21 protein-coding genes are annotated in these 17859 nt (G+C 62.8%); 11 read left to right on the top strand and 10 right to left on the bottom strand.

Annotated elements, in window-relative coordinates; all coding sequences use genetic code 11:
* Positions 1–47 precede the first annotated feature (47 nt).
* Positions 48–770: a 1-(5-phosphoribosyl)-5-[(5-phosphoribosylamino)methylideneamino]imidazole-4-carboxamide isomerase gene (gene hisA, locus ACR3FF_RS04425; protein WP_458186398.1), complete on the top strand. Its 723-nt coding sequence runs from the start codon at positions 48–50 to the stop codon at positions 768–770.
* 33 nt (positions 771–803) lie between these two features.
* Here the strand turns inward: hisA and ACR3FF_RS04420 are convergent, their stop codons facing one another.
* Positions 804–980 (bottom strand): hypothetical protein, encoded by a 177-nt coding sequence (locus ACR3FF_RS04420; RefSeq protein ID WP_458186396.1) that lies wholly within the window; start codon positions 978–980, stop codon positions 804–806.
* A 132-nt stretch (positions 981–1112) separates the two neighbouring features.
* On the opposite strand from ACR3FF_RS04420, the gene hisB reads away from it, so the two are divergent.
* The 3 genes from hisB (at position 1113) to ACR3FF_RS04405 (ending at position 3119) form a co-directional block, all read left to right on the top strand.
* Positions 1113–1700 carry an imidazoleglycerol-phosphate dehydratase HisB gene (hisB, locus tag ACR3FF_RS04415; protein WP_458186394.1) on the top strand — a complete coding sequence of 196 codons (588 nt, stop codon included), beginning with the start codon at positions 1113–1115 and terminating at the stop codon, positions 1698–1700.
* A gap of 82 nt (positions 1701–1782) precedes the next feature.
* The gene (locus tag ACR3FF_RS04410) at positions 1783–2286 is read left to right on the top strand and encodes an ACT domain-containing protein (RefSeq protein WP_458186392.1); all 504 of its coding nucleotides are present in this window, start codon (positions 1783–1785) and stop codon (positions 2284–2286) included.
* Between the two features lie 188 nt (positions 2287–2474).
* Positions 2475–3119 (top strand): IMPACT family protein, encoded by a 645-nt coding sequence (locus ACR3FF_RS04405; protein WP_458186515.1) that lies wholly within the window; start codon positions 2475–2477, stop codon positions 3117–3119.
* 34 nt (positions 3120–3153) lie between these two features.
* Here the strand turns inward: ACR3FF_RS04405 and ACR3FF_RS04400 are convergent, their stop codons facing one another.
* From ACR3FF_RS04400 to ACR3FF_RS04390, 3 genes are all read right to left on the bottom strand, one after another.
* A complete protein-coding gene (locus tag ACR3FF_RS04400; RefSeq protein WP_458186391.1) occupies positions 3154–4338 on the bottom strand; it encodes an inorganic phosphate transporter in 1185 nt (394 codons plus the stop codon).
* Positions 4339–4392: 54 nt separating this feature from the next.
* Positions 4393–5082, bottom strand: a complete 690-nt coding sequence (locus ACR3FF_RS04395) for a DUF5828 family protein (RefSeq protein WP_458186389.1) — start codon at positions 5080–5082, stop codon at positions 4393–4395.
* A 106-nt stretch (positions 5083–5188) separates the two neighbouring features.
* On the bottom strand, positions 5189–5410 hold the full coding sequence (locus ACR3FF_RS04390; protein ID WP_458186387.1) for a DUF8007 family protein: 222 nt from the start codon (positions 5408–5410) through the stop codon (positions 5189–5191).
* Between the two features lie 148 nt (positions 5411–5558).
* Between ACR3FF_RS04390 and ACR3FF_RS04385 the strand changes: the two genes are divergently transcribed.
* The gene (locus tag ACR3FF_RS04385; protein WP_458186385.1) at positions 5559–6104 is read left to right on the top strand and encodes an NUDIX hydrolase; all 546 of its coding nucleotides are present in this window, start codon (positions 5559–5561) and stop codon (positions 6102–6104) included.
* Between the two features lie 43 nt (positions 6105–6147).
* Here ACR3FF_RS04385 and ACR3FF_RS04380 read toward each other — a convergent pair whose 3' ends face one another.
* Positions 6148–6891 (bottom strand): class I SAM-dependent methyltransferase, encoded by a 744-nt coding sequence (locus ACR3FF_RS04380; RefSeq protein ID WP_458186383.1) that lies wholly within the window; start codon positions 6889–6891, stop codon positions 6148–6150.
* Positions 6892–6992: 101 nt separating this feature from the next.
* Here ACR3FF_RS04380 and ACR3FF_RS04375 point away from each other — a divergent pair, with 101 nt between their 5' ends.
* Positions 6993–7598 (top strand): DUF8052 family protein, encoded by a 606-nt coding sequence (locus tag ACR3FF_RS04375; protein ID WP_458186381.1) that lies wholly within the window; start codon positions 6993–6995, stop codon positions 7596–7598.
* Here the strand turns inward: ACR3FF_RS04375 and ACR3FF_RS04370 are convergent.
* The 3 genes from ACR3FF_RS04370 to ACR3FF_RS04360 all read right to left on the bottom strand — a co-directional run bounded on the left by ACR3FF_RS04370 (position 7595) and on the right by ACR3FF_RS04360 (position 10827).
* Positions 7595–9436: a carbon starvation CstA family protein gene (locus ACR3FF_RS04370; protein WP_458186379.1), complete on the bottom strand. Its 1842-nt coding sequence runs from the start codon at positions 9434–9436 to the stop codon at positions 7595–7597. The two genes, ACR3FF_RS04375 and ACR3FF_RS04370, sit on opposite strands and share 4 nt — an antisense overlap.
* A 118-nt stretch (positions 9437–9554) precedes the next feature.
* Positions 9555–10529 carry an ArsA family ATPase gene (locus tag ACR3FF_RS04365; protein ID WP_458186377.1) on the bottom strand — a complete coding sequence of 325 codons (975 nt, stop codon included), beginning with the start codon at positions 10527–10529 and terminating at the stop codon, positions 9555–9557.
* 1 nt (position 10530) lies between these two features.
* On the bottom strand, positions 10531–10827 hold the full coding sequence (locus ACR3FF_RS04360) for a DUF7990 family protein (RefSeq protein WP_458186375.1): 297 nt from the start codon (positions 10825–10827) through the stop codon (positions 10531–10533).
* 119 nt (positions 10828–10946) lie between these two features.
* On the opposite strand from ACR3FF_RS04360, the gene ACR3FF_RS04355 reads away from it, so the two are divergent.
* The 5 genes from ACR3FF_RS04355 (at position 10947) to ACR3FF_RS04335 (ending at position 14988) form a co-directional block, all read left to right on the top strand.
* On the top strand, positions 10947–12182 hold the full coding sequence (locus tag ACR3FF_RS04355; protein ID WP_458186373.1) for a GTP-binding protein: 1236 nt from the start codon (positions 10947–10949) through the stop codon (positions 12180–12182).
* A 119-nt stretch (positions 12183–12301) separates the two neighbouring features.
* The gene (upp, locus tag ACR3FF_RS04350; protein ID WP_458186371.1) at positions 12302–12979 is read left to right on the top strand and encodes a uracil phosphoribosyltransferase; all 678 of its coding nucleotides are present in this window, start codon (positions 12302–12304) and stop codon (positions 12977–12979) included.
* Between the two features lie 108 nt (positions 12980–13087).
* A complete protein-coding gene (locus ACR3FF_RS04345; protein ID WP_458186369.1) occupies positions 13088–13369 on the top strand; it encodes a GYD domain-containing protein in 282 nt (93 codons plus the stop codon).
* 100 nt (positions 13370–13469) lie between these two features.
* A complete protein-coding gene (gene hisI / locus ACR3FF_RS04340; RefSeq protein WP_458186367.1) occupies positions 13470–13871 on the top strand; it encodes a phosphoribosyl-AMP cyclohydrolase in 402 nt (133 codons plus the stop codon).
* Between the two features lies 1 nt (position 13872).
* Entirely contained in the window at positions 13873–14988 is a 1116-nt protein-coding gene (locus tag ACR3FF_RS04335; protein ID WP_458186366.1) for a DUF7118 family protein, read from the top strand.
* Here ACR3FF_RS04335 and glmM read toward each other — a convergent pair.
* Entirely contained in the window at positions 14985–16349 is a 1365-nt protein-coding gene (gene glmM / locus ACR3FF_RS04330; RefSeq protein ID WP_458186364.1) for a phosphoglucosamine mutase, read from the bottom strand. The two genes, ACR3FF_RS04335 and glmM, sit on opposite strands and share 4 nt — an antisense overlap.
* A gap of 47 nt (positions 16350–16396) precedes the next feature.
* On the bottom strand, positions 16397–17626 hold the full coding sequence (locus tag ACR3FF_RS04325; protein ID WP_458186362.1) for an MFS transporter: 1230 nt from the start codon (positions 17624–17626) through the stop codon (positions 16397–16399).
* Between the last annotated feature and the right edge of the window lie 233 nt (positions 17627–17859).

The following is a 17859-nucleotide window of genomic DNA, read 5'->3' as shown; positions in this document are numbered from 1 at the left end:
CGGTAACGACTCGCTGGATTTACGCGCCCGCCGATTCAACCCGATGTATGTTCCCGACGTTCGAAGTCGTCCCGGCGGTCGATATGCAGGACGGCGAAGTCGTCCAGTTGGTGCAGGGAGAGAAAGGCACGGAGAAGAGCTACGGTGACCCCGTCGAGGCGGCCGAAAAGTGGGTCGACCAGGGTGCGGAGACGCTCCACCTCGTCGACCTGGACGGCGCGTTCGAAGGCGAGCGAAAGAACGCCTCCGCGGTCGAAGCTATCCTGGACGCCGTCGACGTCGACGTGCAACTCGGTGGCGGCATCCGAACCGTAGCGGACGCAATCGACCTCGTCGAACGCGGCGTCGACCGCGTCATCCTCGGCACCGCCGCGATAGAAAACCCGGACATCGTCGCAGAAATCAGCGAGAACCACCCCGGTTCGGTGATGGTGAGCCTGGACGCGAGAGACGGCGAGGTTCTCGTCTCCGGGTGGACGGAGTCGACCGGTCTCGACCCGGCAGAAGCCGCGACTCGCTACGAAGCACTCGGTGCTGGCGCGATTCTGTTCACGGACGTCGACGTCGAAGGACAGATGGAGGGCGTGCAGACCGACCCGGTTCGGCGAGTCGCTGAGGCCGTCGACATCCCCGTCGTGGCGAGTGGCGGTGTGGCGACTGTCGACGACGTTCGTACACTCAGAGAAACGGGGGCCGCCGCAGTCGTCGTCGGGAGTGCCCTCTATCGAGGAGCGTTCAGCCTGACGGACGCGTGGGAAGCACTCGACTAGCAGGTCCGCCCTGTTCACCGCGCCGGTGAGGGCTCACCGCGTCTGTTTGGCGAGTCGCCGAATCACGTTCTGCTGCGAACCCAGTCGTGGCTCCGCGAACCAGTAGGCTCCGGCCGCCGTCATCGGCGCACCCATCACTGCACCGGGAATCGTTCCGCACAGTAATAGCCCGATGACGACCATCAGTCCGCTCAACACGTCTCGCTTCATTTCGATTGAGTCTTCGAGTTCAAAACAAATATAGTTTCGTCAGACGCACGTCTGGCAATCCGAGTGACATAGGCCTACGGCGACGGTCACCGCGAACAGAACCACCTTGTACTTGCGGACGAATAGCCGACTATGAGCGACCGAACCGCCGCCGTGACGCGCGAGACGGCGGAGACCACCATCGAAGTGACCCTCGACGTGGACGGCGACGGCGACTCCACCGTCGAGACGGGTATCGGCTTTTTTGACCACATGCTCGATAGCTTCGCCCGCCACGGCCTGTTCGACCTGACGGTGCGGGCCGACGGCGACCTGCACATCGACGACCACCACACGGTCGAGGACGTGGCGATAACGCTCGGGCAGGCGTTCGACGAGGCTCTCGGCGACCGCCGGGCCATCCAGCGGTTCGCCGACCGAAAAGTCCCGCTGGACGAGGCAGTCGCCGACGTAGTCGTGGACGTGAGCGGCCGTCCGCTCTTCGAGTTCGACGGCGAGTTCTCGCAGGGCAGGGTCGGCGACCTGACCAGCCACATGGCGAAACACTTCCTCCGCTCGCTGGCGATGAATGCCGGGTTGACGCTTCATGCGGGCGTGACGGGAGAAAACGCACACCACGAGATAGAGGCCCTGTTCAAAGGCCTGGCGCGCGCGCTGGACGACGCGACCCAGATCGACGAGCGGCGAAGCGACGTGGCGAGCACGAAAGAGAGTCTGTGACCACTCTCCCGTTCGGTCGTTGACGACGTTCGATAAATATCCCACATCACTAAGCCAGTCGCCGCGTAGGGGCCACTAATCGATGTTCGACAGAATCATGCAGAAGTTCGAGGGCAGTCCGAGCCAACAGCAGGTCATCCGACTGCTCCTCGAACGCGGGTTCTCGGTGAGCGACGAGGGGCGCGTCGTCTCGGGCGGCATCGAGATTCCGAACACGCAGATTGCCCGCGAGATTGGCGTCGACCGACGCGTGGTCGATTCGACGACGGACGCGATTTTGAAAGACGACGAGCTCCGGCGCATCTTCCAGAACATCTCCTCGATTCCGAGTCTGATGGACCTGGCTCCCGTCCTCGACCTGTCGGTGCTGACCGTCGACGTGACCGACGCCGACCAACCGGGAATCGTCGCCACCGTAACGACGCTGTTAGCGGACAACGACATCTCCATCCGCCAGACCGTGAGCGAGGACCCGGAGTTCACCGACGAACCGCGACTCTATCTCGTCACCGACGAGGACGTCCCCGGCGACGTGCTGAACGACCTGAAGAACCTCGATTTCGTGCGGAAAATCGAGTTGAGCTGACGCGGACTCGAACTGCGTTCGGGCCAATCGGCTTCTGGAGTGGGACGCAGTTTACCCTTCTATGATTGCCGTCACGTCGTGGGGACTATTTGACAGTTTTGGTCCGAACGTACCCGAACACCGGATTCGACCGCAGCGACGCGGCGAAAAGCCACGCCTTTTCGGTGTTCGTTCCGTACCGACGAGCGATGGGCGAGACGACCTACCGGACCGTCGCAGGACGCGGTGAGGCGGCGTTCGAAGTTCGCGGCTCGGAGTTCATCGGCTACGCAGCACCCGCAGAGAGCGTCGAAGACGCTGAGTCGTTCGTCGCCGACATCGACGACCTGCACCCGGACGCGACCCACAACGTGCCCGCCTACCGGGTCCGGGCAGGCGGCGGGAACGCCGGGGATTCTGTGGCATCGGGGGGATTCCTTCGGGAGTATTCGAGCGACGAGGGCGAACCCTCCGGAAGCGCGGGGAAACCGGCGTTGAACGTCCTCCAGCAGCGCGACGTGGAGAACGTGGTCGTCGTCGTCACGCGCTACTACGGCGGAACGAACCTCGGCGTCGGCGGACTGGTGCGCTCGTACTCCCGCGCCGTCAAGGAGGCAGTGGACGACGCCGAAATCGTCGAGGAGCGTCCCCACGAACGGTTCGCCGTCGTCGTCGGCTACGACGACTCGGGGACGGTCCGGGGTGTTCTGGAGAGCGAGGGCGTCGAGTTCGACGGCGAGTACGGTGAGAACGTCGAATTTTCCGTTCGAGTCCCGGTCGAGGAGTCCAACGCGCTCTGTGACCGCCTCCGGAGTGCGACGAGCGGTCGCGCCAAGATTCGAGCGACTGCGTGACGGGCGCGAACCCACAGCGAGAGTCGAATCCGAATCAGGAGACCGCCCGGACCGCCGAGAAGACGCCGTATCCGACGCCTAGCGCCAGCGCGAGCGAGAGTACCCACGCGAGGACGGTGTAGCCCATCTTCTTCCCACTCACGCCGCCACCGCTCGCGGCGTAGCCGCTTCCGATGATGGTGCTGACGATGATTTCGTTGAACGAGACGGGGATGCCGAAGAAGACGGCGGCTTGCGCGATGGCGAACGCGGGGATGAGCGCGGAAATCGACCGGCGCGGCCCGAGCGCCGAGTAGTCCTGTGCGAGCGCCTTTATCATCCGTGGGGCACCGGTCCACGACCCGGCGAGCAGGCCGAGACCGCCGCCGACGAGCACCGCGACGAGCGGAATCGTGAAGTCGTCCAAGAGCGGGAGCAGTGGACCGATTGCCAGACCGACCTGACTCCCCCCCGCCGAGAACGCGACGAGACCACCGAGCGCGAGCAGAAATCGACGCTGTCCACGCGTGACGTTCGTCGAGAGTTCTCGGCGGAGGCCGAGCGCGACCGTACTCGCGATGACGAGCGATGCGAGGACGACACCGGTATCGACGCCGGTGACCCGGGGAAGCGAGAGTTCGTTCGCGATGGCTTCCGAAATCGACGCACTCGCCCCCGCCGGGCCGAGGAAGACGAACCCGATGTTGGCGACGATGAGCCCCACGATACCACCGAGAAGGGGGATGGCGACGGTTTCGGGCACGTCCTCGTGTCGGAGCGTGCGCGCGGTCGCGTAGGCGACACCGCCGCCGACGAAGGGAGTCAGTACCCAGAGCGCGACCATCTGCTGGTACTTCGCCCAGGCCGGGTCGCCGCCCAGCGCCAACCCAACGCCGACGATAGCGCCCGTGACGGTGAACGCAGTTGCGATGGGATACCCCGTGAAGACGCCGATAGCGACCAGTACCGCCGCCGTGAGTAATCCGGTCGTCGCCGCGAGCGGTGACAGTTGGACACCGAGAATCAACTCGCGGCCCACCGCTTCTGAGACGTTCGCACCCTGTAAGGCGGCCCCCAGAAATCCGAGGATGCCGACGAGGAACCCGGCGCGCATCACCGAGAGGGCGTTCGCGCCGACCGCCGGAGCGAAGGGGGTCGACCCACTCGACCCTGCGCCGATAGCCCACGCCATGAAGAGACTCGCCATTCCGGCGATAGCCACCGTCGCCAACCCTGCCATTGCTGTTTGTTTTCTCCTCTCGTGACAATAGTGTACCGACTAGGTACCGAAAATTCAGTTCGTGTTCGCGTGGGGTTCGTCGCCCTCTTTCGGCGGTTCGACGCCCTCCGCGGCCTCCACGATTTCGGTCTGTTTTTCCGTGTCGATATGCCAACGGTCGAACTCGTCTTCGTACGACGCGAGCAACTCGGAGACCCGGTCTTTGAGTTCGTCGTCGTTGACGTTCACCTCGAAGATGAACCCCTCCTCGCCGTCTTCCATCCGACTCGTCTGCTGGATGTTCGCACTGACGAGGTCGTTGTCGAAGTAGTACGGCGCGAGCTGGGTCATCACCTTCTGGTAGACGGTGTCTTCGACCTTTCGGATGGCCTTTCGGCTGGCCGAGTCGGCGGCGCGGGCGACGTAGTTCACCGAGTCCTGCCACCTGTCCATCGCACCTTCGGTGTCGTCTTTTTCGAGCTTTTCGTAGGACTCCGTTAGCTTCTCGCCCGCCGTCTTGAGGTCGTCGTCCGGGGACTCTCCTGCCTGTTCGCCCTTTCCTTCGCCGACGTGTGCCTGTTCTGCGGTCTTCTCGGCGACGTCCTCACCGAGTCGTTCGTGGGATTTCGGACGCCACTCGTTCCACTCGTCGAACGCCTCGCCGGATGCGTCTGCGTCTCGGAGGGCTCGTGTGATTCGCTCGCCGTGCTCGACGATATCTCCCCAGCTACCGCGGAGCTTGAAGCCAGAGATGCTCTCTTCCATTTACTCGAAAGGTCGTATGTCGCGCAAGGTTTTACCTCTTACTGCCCGTCGATTTTCGGGCGTTTCGGGGTGTATTCTCCAGTTCTCATTCCGTGACGAACGATTATTATTCTCGTAACTTTCCGTACGTGATCCGCTCGGCGAAGGCGTCGAGTCGACGCTTCGCTCGGCCGAGGAGTTCGGCGTGTCCGTTGACGGCACGCATCTCGGACTCGGACACCTCAATTCGGTCGTCCCCGTACACGTCGCGCGGTTCGCCGTCCGAGGTAGCGTCGACGACCGACGACAGGCCACACCGACCACACGCTTCCGTCCGCTTTCCAGTCATACACCTCGTTACGGACGCCTCCGTGTTATGCGTTGTCCCCGGACACCCTCGGGACACCGACCGGGGATATATGGCGTCGTGGCAGTGAGTATCTATACCTTTCGTGATATAGGAACGTTTTCGTCGGTCGGGGGTGACATATATTCACATGGGCGAGCTCGAATCCGTCGCCATCGATTCTGTCGCCGTCGCTCCCGACCACTGCCATCGATGTGGGGCCGAGGTAGGAACCTGCGAGTTCGAGGGACGCGAGTATCCCTGGTGTTCGGAGTGTGAACTCGTGCTCTCGCGCAACCCGGTTCCGGGCGTCCACGTCGTGGTCCACGACGACGAATACGTCCTCGTCCTTGACGAACCGATACCCCAGCACGAGGGTGTCTTGAGCCTCCCCGGTGGTCACGCCAGGTACGACGAGGGGCCGAAGGAGGCGGTCGTGCGAGAACTCGAAGAGGAGACCGGCCTCCGAGCTGACCCTTCCGACCTCCGATTTCTCACCATCCTCCACGCCGAGTTTCCGGGTCTCGCCTACTACCTGATTACCTACGCGCTGGAACGGTCGAACGTCTCGGGCGAGCTTACACCGGAGGCCGAGGGGTTCGAGGCCGCGTTCCGGCCGCTCCAGGAAATCGAGGCGTCGCCCGACCGGATACGAGACTCTGATCTAGAACGCATCGAGATGGCGTTCGAGACGTAGGCGCTCGATATCTGTGCGTTCTACGACGAAGGGAGAGCAGTGACTAGTCGTCGTCTCCCCACGCAGACTCGTCTTTCGCCAGCACCGCCTTGTAGAATCCATCCCTCGGGCGCACGTCGGTGACGTGCCACGGCGTTCCGACGGTCACGTCGCGCAGACGGTCGGGCGAAAAGAGGACGAAGTGGAGGCTTCGCCCGACTTCGCGTTCTTCGTCCCTCTCGTACTCGAAGTGGAACGTTCGGTGTGCGATACCCGGACGCGGGTCGGGACGATAGCCGAACAGTTCCTCCCCGCCTATGGTGGTGGGATCGTAGTTGTCCACGACGGCCACGCCCGATTCGTCGGTGATCCGGGCGAGGTCACAGAGGAAGTCACGCGCACCCACGAGCGACTGGGTGAGACCTATCTGCGTGCCGCTGACGAGTGCGGACCGAAACCTGTCCCGTGAGAAATTCAACTCGAACATGTCCATCATGCGAGCGTCGCGAACGCCGCGCTCGCTCGCCGCCTCGACGGCGGCGGGACTCACGTCGATGGCGACGACTTCACCGCCCTCTTGTAGAAATTCGGCGTGCTGACCGACGCCACAACCGACGTCCACGATGGGATAGTCGAGCGATTCGAGCAGGTCACGCCAGTCGTCGCGCCACTCCTCGAGCGGCGTGAAATAGTTCTCGCGGATGTGCCCGTCCCGTACGTCCTCCCCGTCGCGGTACAGACACTCACCGTCCAGTTCGCCTCGCTGGTAGTCGAGCATCGCTCGCCCGAGCGGGTCTGCGTCTATCACAGTGTGTGACACACTACCATTTGTAATAAAAGTATGATGAGTCTCGGTACCGACTCACAATCGGCAACGGATATATATCGGTCCCACTCGACCGAATCAGTATGGATAGCGGTATCGAGCCACGGGACTCGGCTCGGACGCCCGAAAGCGTCCCCGACTGGGAGGACGAGTACGTCGATAGAGTGAGCGACCGACTGTTTCTCAACTTCGACCTGGAGAAATCCTACTCGGTCCACGGCCGACAGTTCACGCTCTACGGCCGGATGTTGATGGAGAATCAAAAGCAGTTTTTCCACCAGTCGCTCAACTACGCCAACCACACTATCGAAGAACACCTGTTCGTCCGCCGGGCCGACTCGGTTCGCGTCTCTGACGTCGAGTCGTTCGTCGACCTCGGCCACGACCTCGCCGACGAGTGGATTGAGGCCGACGAAGAGCACTTCGGCACCGAGTTCACCTTCGTGGTGGTCGTCCCCGAGATTCCAGACGACGTGCGCGAGTTCGTCTCGGGCTTCCGCGACCGGACGCTCCTCAAATTCGGCTACTACGGACGCTACGAAATCAATCTCGTCGTCGTCGCGCCGGAGCGAGAGGAAATCGTCGCCAGCAAGAATGCCGACGTGGGTGCGGCGTTCGCGCTCTGGCGACCACTCGATTCGAAAGAACGGGGACTACTCGGGCGTGTCGTGCGTCGTCTGCGGCCCTAGTCGTCTGCTTTTTCTCCGCCGTCGGTGACCGGCGCTCCGGTGCGTTCACGACGAGCAGACATGATGTTCCGATAGCCGATTCTGGCCAGTGACAACGCCAGTCCCACGAGGATGAGCGAGATGATGGCCTGCGCACCGAGCGAGACGGCTTCGACCGTCGTCGTATCGGCCGCCATCATCCCCTGCGGCGCGCGGATGAGCGCGATCCACAGCAGGGCGACGATGGTCACCGCGAACATCAACACGAGCGGCCCGCCCGTGCTGAGCAACTGTTTGCTGTCGTCCCAGTTGACCAGCCAGATGGTCGCGGTCAGCAGGGCGAGTGCCGCGAGCAGCTGGTTCGCGCTGCCGAACAGGGGCCAGAGGCTCTCCCACGTCCCGCTGGAGACGAGAACGTAAGCGAGCACACTCTGGATGCCTGCGTTGACGTAGCGGTTCGTCAGCGTCTTTTCCGTGCTCGTCTCGGGCGTGCCGACGATTTCCTCGAACATGTACCGACCGAGGCGAATCGCCGTGTCGGTGCTCGTCAGCAGGAAACTCACGAACACCAGACCGATGAACGGGATGCCGTACGAGACTGGGACTCCGAGGCTTGACAGCATGACGCCGCCACCCGTCGGGAAGTTCGCCAGTGCACCTGCGAGTCCACTGCTGAACTCCGTGGTTGCGACGATGGCGAGCGCGGCGACCGCGGTGGTCGCCAACAGTCCCTCGCCGAGCATGCCGCCGTAGCCGATGACCCGAGCGTCGCTTTCCGTGTTCAGTTGCTTGGCCGTGGTCCCCGACGAGACGAGTGAGTGGAACCCGCTTATCGTCCCGCAGGCGATGGTGACGAACAGGAACGGGAAGATTGGCCCGAGCGCGTCACTGTAGAATCCGGTGAACGCCGGAAGCTGCGTCGACAACGACGAGTAGGTCGTCCCGTCGACGGTGACGGGGTCGAACAGTCCCAGCGAGCCGAGGATGATTGCGAGCAACATCCCGCCGACGCCCGCGTACAGCAGGAACGACGAGAGGTAGTCACGTGGTTGCAGGAGCGTCCACACTGGAAGGACGCTGGCGATGAACGCGTAGACGACGACGACTGGCACCCAGCCAGCCACGTTCGGGCCGTAGGTTCCCGCGAGCGGGAGCCACGATCCACCCGATAGGAGGACGATGGTTCCCGCCGGATAGGCCGCGTCACCGACCGCGGGAAACAGCGCGATTGGGTACTGGATGCCGACCCACACGCTGGCGAACACGCCCGCGACGAAGATGGCCGTCCCGACTCCGAACGGGAGGTCGAGTTGGTACAGCCACACGCCGAAGATGAGCGCGAGCACGATGTACAACATGCTCGCGGTCGCCGCGCTCGGGAAGGCGTCGAAGACGACGGCCACCACCAGCGCGAACACCGCGATGACGAGGATGATGGTCAGGAACGCGAACCAAAGGAGCATGTTCTTGCCGCGTTCGCCGACGTACTCGCCCATGATGTACCCGATGGACTTCCCTTCGTGTCGGAGACTCCCCGACAGTGACATGAAGTCGTGAACCGCGCCGAGAATCGGATTCCCGATTGCGATCCACAGGATGGCTGGAAGCCACCCGAACGCCGCGCCCGCCGTAATCGGGCCGACGATGGGCGCGCCGCCCGCGATGCTCGAATAGTGATGCCCGAGGAGGACGGTCTTTTTGGCAGGAACGTACTCCTGCCCGTCCTCGTACTTGTGTGCTGGTGTATCTCGACTGTCGTCGAGTTCGACGAACTGTGCGAGGTAGCGCGAGTAACCGAGATACCCGACGCTGAAAAGTACCAGCACGCCCAGTACTAGCCAAATGATTGCTGTCGCCATGGTATTTAGCCCCAAGGCATAGAGATTGACGAAACACAATAAGTGTTCCTCTAGCTCTTGATAGTATGATGGGTATGAAAACCTCTTTCCTACGCCAATGTGTCCTTGATTTTGATAGTTATCCGGCAGATTTTGGTGGTGGTTCGACCGCAACTTCTAATTTGTCTGTCACGTCCGAGAGGAGCGTTCCTTTCACCTCTTCGACACGAGATTCGATGATGGCGACCACCGGTTCGTCGAACGACGACTGAATCTCCTCGATTCGCTCGCGTTCGGTTTCACAGCGCTCTCGAAGGTAGGTCGCACCACGACCCGACTCGTCTTCGTCCGGTTCCGGGGTGACTTTGTTGACGACGAGTCCAGAGACTGCCAGCCCGGACTTCGCCAACTCTTCGACGGCCCGTCCCGTCTCGCGAATCGACAACTCGTCTGGATTGAGCACGAGGAAGAACGCGGCGTCGTTGCGAAGTACCTCGCCAGCGAACTCGAACGTCTCCTTTCGTCGCTGGAGGTGGGCGATGATAGGGTCGCCGTCGACCATCCGACGGGGTTCTCGGTCGCCGATAGCGGCTTTCTCGAACAGGTCGATGCTCTGTTGACGCTTGTGAAGCAAGCGGTCGATCCAGCCTTCGAGGAACTCGGGGAGCGAGAGCAGTCTGAGCGTGCCGCCGGTCGGCGAGGTGTCGAAGACGACGCGGTCGAACTCTTCGGAGTTCTGCATCACGTCCACGAATCGGTCGAACAACGCCGCCTCGTGTGCGCCGGGCGTCTGATGTGCCATCTCTACCTGGCGGTCGATGGCGTTTACCATCCCCGGACTCACCTGGTCGCCCATCGACCGTTTTATCTCCATCAGATGGTTCTCGACCTCTTTTTCGGGGTCTATCTCCATCGCCCACAGATTCTCGTGGCCGTCAACCGGTTCGGGGTCGTCCCCGAACTGCTGGTCGAACACGTCAGAGGTACTGTGGGCGGGGTCGGTCGAGACGACGAGCGTCTTCAGCCCTGCGTGGGCACACTTCAGCCCGTACGCGCTCGAAACCGTCGTTTTGCCGACGCCGCCTTTGCCGCCGAAGAAGACGAACTTGTTCATATCAGAAGTGGAACTGCTGTCCTTTGCGTTCGATGAGCGATTCGCGGTCCCACATGCGGCGTTCCCACGCCTCGAACTCGTCGGTCAGGTAGGGAAGCAACTCGGCGGTGTAGTAGGAAACCGGACTCGGAACGCCGAACACGTCGGGAAAACAGGCGAGCATGAATTCGTCTTCGACGTCTTCGGCTTCCTTCTCTATCAACTCGTACGCCGGATGAGATATCATCCCGTGATAGAGACCACGAAGCCACTCCGAGACGTGGCGACGATACGTCTCGATGGTGTCCGCTAGTGACATACTACCATAGTGTCGCCCTCGCTATTTAAGCGGCCGGGTCGCTCCTCTCGCCCTGCTGATTCTCGTCGCCCGGTTCCGGTCAGGCTTAAGACGGTGGGGTGCGTGCGACGGGATACCAGATGAGTCAGGGTCGAATCCCGGTCACGATTTTGAGCGGTAATCTCGGTGCCGGCAAGACGACGATGCTCAACCACCTGTTGACGGAGAGCGAGGAGAAGATAGCGGTGCTCGTCAACGACATGGGGACGATAAACGTTGACGCCGAACTGATAGAGGACGGAACCGAACTCACCGCGGAGGACGGTGTCGCGGAACTCTCGAACGGGTGTATCTGCTGTGAGCTACAGGACGACCTCCGAACCGAGGTCAGCCGGCTCGCCCGCGAGTGGGAGTTCGACACCCTCGTCGTCGAGTCGTCGGGCATCAGCGAACCCGCCCCGGTCGCACGACTGTTCACGACCGAGTCGCGCGCGGCGGCACGCTACGACGTGGACACTCTGGTGACGGTCGTGAGCGCACGTCAGTTTCGGGATTTCTTCGGCGGCGGCCAACCCGTCGAACGAACCGAGACCGAGGACGGCGAGACGCGCCCGCTGTCCGACCTCGTCATCGAACAGATCGAGTTCTGTGACGTGCTCGTGCTCAACAAGTGTGACCTCGTGACCGACGACGAACTGGACGAAATCGAGGCGACGCTTCGTGCACTCCAGCCCCGTGCCGAACTGATTCGTACCGAACACGGCCAGGTTCCGCCGGAGAAGGTCCTCCGACGGGAACTCTTCGACCTCGACGCGGTCGGTGACTCCGCCGGGTGGAAGCGGGCGATGGCTCACACCGACGACCACTCGCACGACCACGACAGCCACGGCGACCACGAGGAAGACCACCCACACCACCATCGCCATCCGGAGGAGACCTACGGGGTCACGTCGGTCGCCTACCGACGGACGCGCCCTTTCCACCCGAAACGTCTGGCCACGTTCTTCGAGACGCTTCCCGATGGCGTCGTCCGTGCGAAAGGAACGTTTTGGGTGGCCGGACGGGACGACCTGATACTCCAGTACAGCCAGGCCGGTTCGCTCGCCCGCGTCGAGACGGCGGGACGGTGGATAGCCAGTCTCCCCGAAATCGACCAGAAGCTCTACCGCGACAACCGCTCCGAGATGTACTGGGACGAGGAGTGGGGCGACCGCGAGACGAAACTCGTCTTCATCGGCACCGACGTCGAAGAGGAATCGCTGGTCGCGTCGCTCGACGACTGCCTGTTGACCGACGCGAAGATGGACGCCGACTGGGCCACGTTCGAGAACCCGTTCCCCGAGTCGGACGACGGACTGCTGACGTTCGGCGAGTGAGTCCATCGTTTCACGATTCGAATCGCCCGTCGGCGAATGCGCCGTGTTGCCGTATCAGCGTCTGCCACGGCCTCGCTCGTATCGTTAGCTTATAGCCCCCTGCCACGCACGAATCGCATATGACCATTGAAAAACGAGGTGACGCCCACCTCATCACGCACGCCATGGCGAAAGACACCCTCTCGAAGATTCGAGACGAGAACACGGAACAGGTCGGCTTCCGCAAGGGTCTCGTGAAACTCGGTCGCATCTGTGGCTACGAGATAATCGACGGCGCGATGGATACCGAGTACGTGTCCATCACCACGCCGCTAACCGAGACGACCGGCGAGCGCGTCAAGGGACTGGACGACGTGGTCATCATCAACGTTCTCCGTGCTGCGACACCGTTCGTCGAGGGGCTACTGAAGGCGTTCCCACGCGCGAAACAGGGCGTCATCAGCGCCGGGCGCGACGAGGAGGCGGGCATGGACGAGGACGGCGAGTTTCCCATCACCATCGACTACGTGAAACTCCCCGAAATAACCGAGAAGGACACGGTCATCGTCGCCGACCCGATGCTCGCCACCGGGAGTACGATGTGCGCCGTCCTCGAAGAGGTGCTCCGCGAACAGCCCAACCCGGAGAACTTCTTCGTCCTCTCCGCCGTCAGCGCCCCCGACGGCCTCCTCAACGTCCACGAGAAGTTCCCCGAAGCCGACCTCCTAACGGTGAGCATCGACGACCACCTGAACGAGGACGGATTCATCGTCCCCGGCCTGGGCGACGCGGGCGACCGCGCGTTCCGGACGACGTAGGGTTCGAGTGCGGCGCTCGGGAGCGACGGCAATTTTCGCGGGACGTGGCGGCTCTTTTGACACACTGGTGAAAACAGTCTTTTGTGCAAGCACTGACCACAGCATACTATGGCAAAGTACGTCGCACTCGTCGACATCCGCGGACAGATACAGAACGCCCAGGAGCTAACGTCGGTCTGGGGTGATGTCCGTCTCGAATTCGAAGAGTATGGCGTCGACCTCGAAGGGAGTTTCGCCGTGCTCGGGGAGTACGATTTCCTGCTCATCTTCGATGCGCCAGACAGAGATACCGCCTTCAAGGCAGGTATCGCGGTCGAAAGTCACGGGATGGACATGCAAACGATGGAGATAATCCCGATCGACGAATTCGCAAACCTCGTCGACGGCTAACCGTCCGTCGGCGTTCGTCTCCTACCGGACGTCGGTCCGAACGCCCCCCACGAATCGCGAGCGAAAAAGCCTATTCCGCCCGGCCACACACGTTCCAACCATGACCGAGTCGTCCGAAGTCGCGCTCGCGTTCGACGAAAACGAGTTACTACCCGCCATCGCGCAGGATACGGAGAGCGGTGACGTGCTCATGTTGGCCTACGTCTCGCCCGAGGCGGTCGATAAGACCGTCGAAACCGGACTCGCACACTACTACTCCCGAAGCAGGGACGAACTCTGGCAGAAAGGGGCCACGAGCGGGCACGTCCAGCGAGTCGACGAGGTTCGCGTCGATTGCGACGGCGACGCGCTCCTCTACCGCGTCGAACAGGAGGGCGGAGCCTGTCACACAGGCTACGAATCCTGTTTCTACCGCCGTCTCGACTCGATGACCGACGGTTCCACCGCCGAAACCGACGTCGTCGGCGAGAAAGTGTTCGACCCGGACGAAGCGTACGAGTGACATGAGCGACCCACTCACCGACCTCCGGAACGCGGACGAAGCGTGCCGAGAGGCCGAGGCTATCATCTCGGAGTACGGCGAACCGCAGGTCGAGGCGGTCGCGGACGCCCACTCGCGCGCGACGGGGCTCCTCGACCGGTACGAGAGCAAAGCGACGGGAACCGGGGACTTTCAGGCGTTCGTGGAGTTCCAGGGGACGTTCGCCGACCTCGTAGAGAACCTCCCGGACGACCTGCCCGAACGCGAGGCGTTCGAGCGTGCCGAGGACGCGATCGACAAGCGCCGACTGAGCGAGGACGACTTCGAGACGGCGCGTGCCGCACTCGAACCCGCTGGCGAGGTCGCGGCCTTGCTGGACGAACGCCGAGCCACGTTCGAACGATACCGCGACGCTCGTCACACCGTCTCCCGACGCATCACCGAACTGGACGAAGAAATCGCGCACCTCGAACGACTCAAGAAGCTCGGTTCCGCGGACCTGGATGCGCCCACAGAAGAACTCCGAGAACCCATCCAGGCCGCCGACGAAGCGGTCGCCGACGCGTTCCGCACGTTCAAACGCGAGGCCAGCGCCCGCGAGGTCGTCGAGTTTCTCACCGCGACCGAACAGTATCCGCTCGTCGACTTCGAATCGCCGCCCGACGACCTCCGCGACTATCTGTGCGAGAACGAAGTCGGAGCGAAGTCGATTCCAGACCTCCTCGAATTCGCCCGCTACTCGCGGTCGAAACTCGACCACTACGTCGACGACCCGGCCGCCCTGAAGCGAGCCGTCGCCACGAACGAGACCTACCTCGACCGCCTCGACGCCACCCCACTCGCTATCGGCTGGCCGCCAGCGCCCGCCGACGAACTCCGATGGTGGTGCGAGGAAGCGATTCGGGTCGCAGACCGCTTCGCACCACCAGCGGCGGTCGCAAACCTCCGCGAGGTGCAGCGACTCACGTACGACGAAACTCGGTTCGACCGCCTGCGGACCGCCGCGCAAGCGCGTGCAGAACTGACCGACGACGAGCGCGACCGACTCGCTCGCGGGGCCGTCACGGACGAACTGCAACGGGCGCGCGACCGAAAAGAGAGCCTGACCGACGCACTCGCCGACGTTCCGGAGCGTTAGACGCTGGCTTTCGCCAGTCTGAGCGCGTCTTCCATCTCCGTTGCCAGTTCTTCGGCACGCTGGCGTTCATGCGCCTCGGCGTAGATTCGAACCATCGGCTCGGTTCCACTGGGTCGTGCGAGCACCCACGCGTCGCCGAAATCCAGTCGATACCCGTCACGATCGTTCAGCCTCGCGTTCGACTCGTCTGCTTTCTGCTCGGCGGCCGCGAGCAGTGCGTCGTGTTCGGCGTCCGTCGCGTACGAGATGTTCGTTCGGACGTTGTGGTACCCGTTGTAGGGCGTAACCACCTCGCTGGCAGGGCCGTCTCCCAGCAGTTCGAGGAACTTCGCGGCGGTGTACGCACCGTCGCGTGTCAGTCGGTAGTTCGGGAAGAAGATACCGCCGTTGCCCTCGCCAGCCACCGGAACCTGTACGCCCTGGTCTCTGAGCTCTCGAATGCGCGTGATGATGTTCGTGCTTCCGATGGGGGTCAGTTCCAGCCTCGCGCCCGTCTCGGTGGCGACGTCGACGAGGCGCTGGGAGACGTTGACCGCGGAGACGACGGCGTCGTCCGGTTCGAGTTGTGCGGCAGCGAGTGCGGCGAGCGTCGCGTCGCCCTCGATGTACTCACCGTTCTCGTCGTAGAAGATGGCGCGGTCGGCGTCCCCGTCGTGGGCGATTCCCACGTCCGCGTCGCTCGCCTCGACCAGTCGGCCGAGGTCGTCTAAGTTCTCCGGAATCGGTTCCGGGTCACGGCCGGGGAAGTGGCCGTCGGGTTGGCTGTTGGCAGTGACGACGGTACAGCCGAGTTTGCGGAAGAATTTGGGCGAGGTGAGCGACCCTGCACCGTGTCCCGGGTCGAGCGCGACGGTGGGGTTCGTGTCGGCAATCTTCTCTCTGTCCACCGAGTCGAGCAACTGCGAGACGTACCAGTCGCGGGCGCCTTCGATGCGTTCGCTGTGTCCCGTTTCGCTCCAGCGAACTTCGTCGAACGCTTCGGTCAGAAACTTCTCTTCGACGCGTTCTAAGCTTCCGACGGCGAGTTCGATACCGTCGTCACCGATGAGTTTCACGCCGTTGTACTTCGGCGGGTTGTGACTCGCAGTTATCATCAGCGCCGGTATCCCCTCGCGCTCGGTGTAGGCCTGCGCGCCGGGTGTCGGCACGATGCCGAGGCGGTCTACGTCCGCCCCGACGCTCGCCAGCCCGCTGGCGGCGGCGTCCGCGAGCATGCTCCCCGTGGCCCGCGTGTCCCGCGCGAGAGCGACGCGGTCGGAACGCCAGACCGTCCCCGCCGCTTTCGCAATCTTGAGCACGAACTCCGGGGTCAACTCGTCGTTTGCGACCCCTCGAGTTCCGCTCGACCCGAACACTTTCATATGCGGGCGTGGGGTTTCTGTCTTCAAAGAGATTCCGAATACTGGTGCTACTCTCGCTCGGTCGGTCGCCCCGCGGCCGATTTCACCGGCGACTCCCACCCGAGGACGGCGAGCGACCCGAGGACGAGCACGCCGCCAGCGACTGCGAGCGCCGTGAGCGGCGAAGTCACGTCCGAGAGGAGGCCGCTTCCGAGTTGGAACGGGATGACCGTCACGGAACTCACCATCGCGAGTGCGGAGAGCACGGTCGCTCGGCCGAGCGTATCGATTCGGTCGTTGACGTACTGTGAGGCGAGAGAGCGCGTCGTCTCCGCGATGCCGCGAGCGAACAGGAACGCCGGAATCGCCAGTACCGGAATCGCCAGGAGCGCGATGAGACCGATTCCGACGACGAACGGGACGACGAGGAACCACTGTCGAATCCCGATGCGGTCTCGAATCGTTCCGGTGTGGTAGCTCAACCCTGCCGAGAGGAGACTGACGGCCGCGTAGAACCACCCGAGCAGCGGTTCGACCTCTCCCGGTGAGATGCCGACCCGCGGAAACACCGTTTCGAGCACCGGCTGAACGTACATGAAGACCAGGTAGGAGACCGCCGAGAAGAGCACGAAGTAGTAGACGACGAACGCCCGGAGACTGGTGTGCGAGAGCGTCTCGCCGATGACGCCGAACGCCTCTCGAACTCCGAGTTCGTCCGCGTCGCTCTCCTCGTAACTCGTCGGTTCGCGCATGCTGAGCAGGATGGGGACGCCCACGCCAGTCACCACCGCAGCCACCAGAAACGGGTAGGCGAGGTCGCGCTGTCCGAGGTATCCACCGACGACGCTTCCGACGACGCCGACCAGCAGGGCCACCGCCTGTCCACGACCCCGAACGTGTGCGAACTGGTCGGTGGAGAGTTCGTCGGTGAGCGTATCGTAGAGCCACGCGTCGTCGCTCCCGGACCGGAAGTTGTACCCCATCGACCAGCAGGCATAGAGCACCGCGAGTTCGAGAAACGACCCCGCGAAACCGATGCCAACGAGCGTCAGGGTGATGATGCTCGTGCCGACGAGCAGACTGTTTCTGCGTCCGATGCGGTCCCCGACGTAGCCGGTCGGAATCTCGCCGAGGACCGTCGTCAGGTTGTAGATTCCTTCGAGAATTGCGATGGCCGTGAAATCGAGACCGATGGAGAGAAAGTAGAGGTACATGATGGGGCGGTAGAACTCCCCCGCCTTCGTCGACTTGTACCCGTAGTATTTCAGGACCGCTCCCGGTGGTCTCGCCAATTGCATCACTCTCCCCGTCACGGATGACAGATAAAAATGGTCGTATGAACGACGGGTGGGTATCGTAGTGACATCCTCGCCCGCTCTAAAGGGCGGGGCTTCCTACAAGGGAAGTCTTATAGAGGTTTCAGGACTGAAACGTCGCAAGCGTCGTCTGTCCGGGTTGCGGACTCGGCATGCGGTGTCCTGTGGCACTGTCACAAGTGCTCCCCTCCTGTGGGGTGTCATCGCCCGTCGGT

Source organism: Haladaptatus ordinarius, from assembly GCF_054177595.1.
This window is presented reverse-complemented; position numbering and strand designations above follow the sequence as displayed.

Bases quoted from the DNA above. Each gene is read 5' to 3' on its own strand.
- ACR3FF_RS04400 (WP_458186391.1), bottom strand. From the start codon at position 4,338: ATGGCAGGGTTGGCGACGGTGGCTATCGCCGGAATGGCGAGTCTCTTC.
- ACR3FF_RS04325 (WP_458186362.1), bottom strand. From the start codon at position 17,626: ATGCAATTGGCGAGACCACCGGGAGCGGTCCTGAAATACTACGGGTAC.
- hisB (WP_458186394.1), top strand. From the start codon at position 1,113: ATGAGCGACCGAACCGCCGCCGTGACGCGCGAGACGGCGGAGACCACC.
- ACR3FF_RS04390 (WP_458186387.1), bottom strand. From the start codon at position 5,410: ATGACTGGAAAGCGGACGGAAGCGTGTGGTCGGTGTGGCCTGTCGTCG.
- ACR3FF_RS04370 (WP_458186379.1), bottom strand. From the start codon at position 9,436: ATGGCGACAGCAATCATTTGGCTAGTACTGGGCGTGCTGGTACTTTTC.
- ACR3FF_RS04410 (WP_458186392.1), top strand. From the start codon at position 1,783: ATGTTCGACAGAATCATGCAGAAGTTCGAGGGCAGTCCGAGCCAACAG.
- ACR3FF_RS04420 (WP_458186396.1), bottom strand. From the start codon at position 980: ATGAAGCGAGACGTGTTGAGCGGACTGATGGTCGTCATCGGGCTATTA.
- ACR3FF_RS04405 (WP_458186515.1), top strand. From the start codon at position 2,475: ATGGGCGAGACGACCTACCGGACCGTCGCAGGACGCGGTGAGGCGGCG.
- upp (WP_458186371.1), top strand. From the start codon at position 12,302: ATGACCATTGAAAAACGAGGTGACGCCCACCTCATCACGCACGCCATG.
- hisI (WP_458186367.1), top strand. From the start codon at position 13,470: ATGACCGAGTCGTCCGAAGTCGCGCTCGCGTTCGACGAAAACGAGTTA.
- ACR3FF_RS04395 (WP_458186389.1), bottom strand. From the start codon at position 5,082: ATGGAAGAGAGCATCTCTGGCTTCAAGCTCCGCGGTAGCTGGGGAGAT.
- ACR3FF_RS04385 (WP_458186385.1), top strand. From the start codon at position 5,559: ATGGGCGAGCTCGAATCCGTCGCCATCGATTCTGTCGCCGTCGCTCCC.
- ACR3FF_RS04335 (WP_458186366.1), top strand. From the start codon at position 13,873: ATGAGCGACCCACTCACCGACCTCCGGAACGCGGACGAAGCGTGCCGA.
- ACR3FF_RS04365 (WP_458186377.1), bottom strand. From the start codon at position 10,529: ATGAACAAGTTCGTCTTCTTCGGCGGCAAAGGCGGCGTCGGCAAAACG.
- hisA (WP_458186398.1), top strand. From the start codon at position 48: ATGTTCCCGACGTTCGAAGTCGTCCCGGCGGTCGATATGCAGGACGGC.
- ACR3FF_RS04345 (WP_458186369.1), top strand. From the start codon at position 13,088: ATGGCAAAGTACGTCGCACTCGTCGACATCCGCGGACAGATACAGAAC.
- ACR3FF_RS04355 (WP_458186373.1), top strand. From the start codon at position 10,947: ATGAGTCAGGGTCGAATCCCGGTCACGATTTTGAGCGGTAATCTCGGT.
- ACR3FF_RS04360 (WP_458186375.1), bottom strand. From the start codon at position 10,827: ATGTCACTAGCGGACACCATCGAGACGTATCGTCGCCACGTCTCGGAG.
- ACR3FF_RS04375 (WP_458186381.1), top strand. From the start codon at position 6,993: ATGGATAGCGGTATCGAGCCACGGGACTCGGCTCGGACGCCCGAAAGC.
- glmM (WP_458186364.1), bottom strand. From the start codon at position 16,349: ATGAAAGTGTTCGGGTCGAGCGGAACTCGAGGGGTCGCAAACGACGAG.